Annotated in this window: 5 protein-coding genes; all 5 read left to right on the top strand. The window is 40.0% G+C overall.

The genetic code is table 11. The features are described 5' to 3' along the window. Nucleotides 1-42: 42 nt before the first annotated feature. Nucleotides 43-423, top strand: coding sequence for a hypothetical protein (locus tag AC0YN7_RS29570; RefSeq protein WP_475813591.1), 381 nt, complete (start codon nucleotides 43-45; stop codon nucleotides 421-423). 304 nt (nucleotides 424-727) lie between these two features. Beyond that, a complete protein-coding gene (locus AC0YN7_RS29575) occupies nucleotides 728-1162 on the top strand; it encodes a DUF3888 domain-containing protein (RefSeq protein WP_475813592.1) in 435 nt (144 codons plus the stop codon). Between the two features lie 264 nt (nucleotides 1163-1426). After that, nucleotides 1427-2275, top strand: a complete 849-nt coding sequence (locus AC0YN7_RS29580; protein WP_475813593.1) for a copper amine oxidase N-terminal domain-containing protein — start codon at nucleotides 1427-1429, stop codon at nucleotides 2273-2275. 484 nt (nucleotides 2276-2759) lie between these two features. Then, nucleotides 2760-3602 carry a tyrosine-type recombinase/integrase gene (locus tag AC0YN7_RS29585; RefSeq protein WP_475813594.1) on the top strand — a complete coding sequence of 281 codons (843 nt, stop codon included), beginning with the start codon at nucleotides 2760-2762 and terminating at the stop codon, nucleotides 3600-3602. Nucleotides 3603-3765: 163 nt separating this feature from the next. Beyond that, nucleotides 3766-4632 (top strand): hypothetical protein, encoded by an 867-nt coding sequence (locus AC0YN7_RS29590; protein ID WP_475813595.1) that lies wholly within the window; start codon nucleotides 3766-3768, stop codon nucleotides 4630-4632. The last annotated feature ends 165 nt before the right edge of the window (nucleotides 4633-4797 follow it).

Below are 4797 nucleotides of genomic sequence, written 5' to 3' on the forward strand. Positions count from 1 at the left end.
TAGTAAAATTGGCACATGAATATAGAGAAGGGAGCAAGCTGAATGATTGACATGCAGTATATAAACGATCTTGAGGCAGAGATGGATGTAATGAAGCTTGTAGATAATTATAATGAAATAAAATCAATCTTGCAGCAGTACTCTCAGGAACAGTGGTCATATGAAATGATTTTAGCATATGCTAGGGCATTGAATTATCTGCAAGATTATTCTGATCAGACCAATCCATTTGAGCAAGCATACAGGCTGCTGCAAACTGTTTCTGATAAGGGAATTACGGACGCTGAATGGCATTTAATAATGGCTTCTGTTAGTTTTAATCTACAACTTTACACTGAGGCCGTAAAACATGCTGAACAAGCAAATACGATCATAGCTGGCTGTGCTGATGATATGCTTGCGCTTTACTCACAATATGACTAGTAGAACGCTTCTGAAGTAACGTTCATGTTCAACTATCGCTCCAACCCATGTTTCCATCGAAAAGGAACCCGAATTAAGAGAGATACGCTAATATTTTTTTACTTGAGTCGAGAACGTTGGGAACCAAAGGTATCATTATTGCTCCGCAATCGGCAGTATTTTGTTACGCTAACGGGACACGATAGTTGAACAAACGAAGGAGCAGTTTTGCCATGGCAGCTGCTCCTTCTTTCTATTAAGCTAACGGACGGGATAGTTCAGAAAACATTTGGGTATAATAACCAAAAACTCAAGGAGGTTTCCCATGTGGTGGCGAGGTATACTGTCTTGTGCATCAATAATTCTTGTTTTTCTGGTGTTATTACAGCCAACTTACGCTAGATCAAACGTAAACAATAATTCGAGGCTCGTTCTTACATTGTTAGCGCCTAAAATACAAGAGCAAATAAACCAATATTACAAAGAGAGGCTCACTGAATTACCTACGTTTTCGCCTATTTTTGATCCTGTGAACCTGATGGTTGCATATTTCGATTCCCACATTAAAGTAAATGTAACGATAACGCCCTATGTCGGCCCTCATCTTGATGTTGGGATGGACCACATTACATTTCAAATCGACAATAGCGGGACGGTGGAAGTCTTAGAGTATGAGCATATTAGGGACTATGAGTTGCCCCCTAATTGGAATCACATTATTAAGAAATCAGTCAAAAAACAAGGGATGATAGTTCAATAAAGAAAAGAAAAAGCAGCCAATCAGAATAATTAACTGCCTTTTCAACAATGGTACTTATATCCTTTGGAGTAGTTTTTATGCGAAGCGTATTAAGCAACGGGGAACGATAGTTGAATAATACAAATTGATAAGTGGGTTCTAATGTAGCCTGCTCGTTTTATTAAACTAACAGGCGTTTAACACAACAAATTTTATTCAATTGCGTCTTAATATGGGTGGGGAGTTACTATTTACCGAATTAAATCAAAAAAGGAGCTAGCATTTATGAAAAAAGCATTCTTTGGGGTTTTTCTTGCAATCTTTCTATTTATTTCAGCGTCAACTACTTATGCAGAAGAAAGTCAAATCAAAGTTGATGGTGTTGCTATTGCATCCGATGTAAAGCCCGAAATTAAGAACAAACGTACAATGGTACCTGTACGTGTTATTAGTGAAAATTTGGGAGCTATCGTCGAATGGTCCAATTCCAAGGTTATTCTCACTAAAGGCGATATGAAAGTAATAGTAACACTGAACAGTAGGACAGTTGAGAAGAACGGTGAAAAGTTGCTGCTTGATGTAAAACCATACAAGAAGAATAATCGCATATTTGTTCCAATTCGTTTTATAGAAGAGACGTTTGGATGCAATGTCAATTACAGCAACTATACAGTGACTGTCGATACTAAACCATTATTCATAGACGGTGTACAAGTAAAAGCATTGCAACAAGAATACCATATGACTATGGGCGGCGTAGTTCAGCAAATCAATGGAAATGCATATAACGAAACCATTTATAATATTTTTGTTGAAGACAAAGGTGAAAAGGTCAAAGCACCAGCAAACTACTCTTGGAGCTACACTATGGACACACTTGGGTCTTATTATAAAAATGAACAATATGATTTTCTAGACCAAAAAGGGAACAGCTTACTTCGTTTTGATGTTTATTCTTTAATTAGTTCTTTTCCAGCTGAGCTTTTAACAGGATACCCAGAGATTTTGATTCATGACGTATCTAAAGATGAGTGGTATTTGTTTAGTGATACCGCAAGACAATCCATTAAACAGTTATGGGATACCGCTGCAAAGAACGGTTTTCTGACGATTATAAGTAATACAGTTGTGTAAAGGTAATTTTTTCTTATTGCACTAACGGGGAACGATAGTCCAATAAGAACAAGACGGTAGCCGTCCACAAGCTCGGTTGCCTTTTTTGGTTGAAGTAAAGGACAGATTAGGGCGATTAGGTGATGAATTAAAACGTTTTATAAAGAGGCTTTAAAACATGGAGGTGGATACTATATTTGCGTTTGTTACTCTTGTGGGAATCTTTTTAATACCCATTATTTCTTTTGTGTTCATGTACATTCTATTAGAAAAATACAACACAGTGAATAGGATTGTTGCTTCTATTTGTTTCGCAGTAATTGTATGGACTCTAATATGCTCAATTCTTTTATATCAAGGTCTTATTGCAGCATAAGTAGTTAAATATACATATACACTGAGTTTTTTCAGCTAACGGGTAACGTTAGTGCAATAAAGTGATTAAACCCTTCCATTTCATGAGAACCTAGATCTAATAGGGTTAATATTATGGGAGGGTTTCTCTATGTACCTGAGTGAATTATGGAAGCTGTATGAAGTTGATAAACGGATTCAGGGATTCAGTCCGTACACATTAAAAGCCTACTCATTGCAATTGAAAATGCTGGTTGGTGAATTAGGAGATCTTGAGATTGAGGAAATCACTTTGCTTGAGCTTAAGGAATATTTGGCTAAACAATCCGGACGATTAAAGCCGAGTAGCTTAGGGCATCGCATCAGATTTGTGCGCTCCCTTTTTCGCTTTGCGTATGAAGAGGGTTATCTTACGAAAAATCCCTCTCTTAAATTGAGGGAACCTAAGATGGATAAACGCATTCCGAAGTTTCTTATAGAAGAGGATGTGATTCATCTTAAGATTTCCTGTCTATCACATCGAGAACGAGCTTTGTTGGAATTTCTATATAGTTCTGGCTGCCGTGTTGGAGAGGTTCAGAAAATAAACATTGAAGATCTTAACTGGGAAAATTGTTCGGCGATTGTAAATGGCAAGGGATCCAAACAAAGAGAAGTTTACTTTACCACCGAATGCAAGGTGTGGTTGAAAAAATACTTAAAGAGTCGTGAAGATTCCTGTAAAGCACTGTTTGTAACGGAAACACATCCTACCCGCCGAATGGCGATACCGACAATCAGATGGGAGTTAAAGCGCCTAGCAAACCGGGGAGAGATTGAAGCTAATGTGTACCCTCACCGTTTTCGTCATACCTATGCTTGTCAGCTATTGGATAATGGAGCACCTTTAGAATTCATTCAGGGCATGCTGGGGCATGAGAAAGCATCGACCACTCAGATATATGCTCAGCTCCGTGGAGAGAGAAGACGAGAACTATATCGACGGTTCTTCTAATGTATCTATGTCTAGGTAGCCAATTTATATGGCTATATTGACTAAACTAAAGGGCAGAATACTACGGTATACGTTCCGACGGCAGGGGTATCATTGAGGGATCGATTTTTACTTGATATACTATAATTAACAAATAAGACTGTTTGAAGGAGAATAGAGCATAATGGTGCATTCCAACGAAACACCGCCCTTGCTGGAAGAGATCATGGCATGGGAGAAGGAGATCAAGCAGAAAGTTCCTTACTTGGAGACGCCGACGGGCTATTTTCTGCAATTCGATCTAAATGACAACGGCGGGTACAGAAGTTCTCCAGCTGACACGATCATGTTCGCGGGTACAGGTATGGATGGCATTCATTTTTCCTTCTTGACGGATTTCGGTTCCGTGACTGATTTAAGTTTGGCGCCTATTATTCGCGTCGATCCCATGGATTTTGGAAATTGCGCGAAGATAGTCGCCAAAAATATCAGAGATTTTTTTGCACTTCATTTTTCTGCTCATGAAGGTCTTCTGCTGAACGATTTTGAATCCAAGGAACACTACCTAGCATATTTGAAAGAGCAGGAAGGAGACGACGAGGAGGAGAACGAGTATTTCGACAAGAAGAAGTGGCAACGGCAGAAGAACGAGGTGCGTGACAACGCTATGCAGCGATTCGGATTTCAGCCTATCCTTGACGGATATGTCTACATGCAAGAGGTACGGCGAGCACGATGGAACGAACTGATCGTGACCACTTCTGATGGCTTGGGGGTCACAGTACGGGGCACATCAGTCGATTGCCTAAATAGACCGGTTCCTCACCCGTGGCATATGAAGGAAATTCCAGAAAGGAAAGTTGAACGGTTAAAGTCCTATATTGCTAGCGCGGAGCAAGCAGGGCTATTTGGCTTTATCCGTGACTGTCAGGTCCAAGGTGTGGATGATTACGAAGTTATCCAGGCGATCTGCGACCAGCTTATTTCGCTCGGCTTGCCCTTGGAAGCCAAAAGGCTGGCGTATTGTATGGACATGTCATCGTTGAACTAACGGGACACGATAGTTCAACCATTACACAGCGGCAGCCGGCCAAACAATCGGCTACTTTTTTAAGTTTTGACACCCTGGCACGCATGTTACCCACCCCGCACGCCAACGGTCATTTTGCCAAAATGTGAATATAGTGTATTAACCAGTTAAAGGGGGTTTTACCAT

This window comes from Paenibacillus sp. J31R122 (assembly GCF_056269185.1).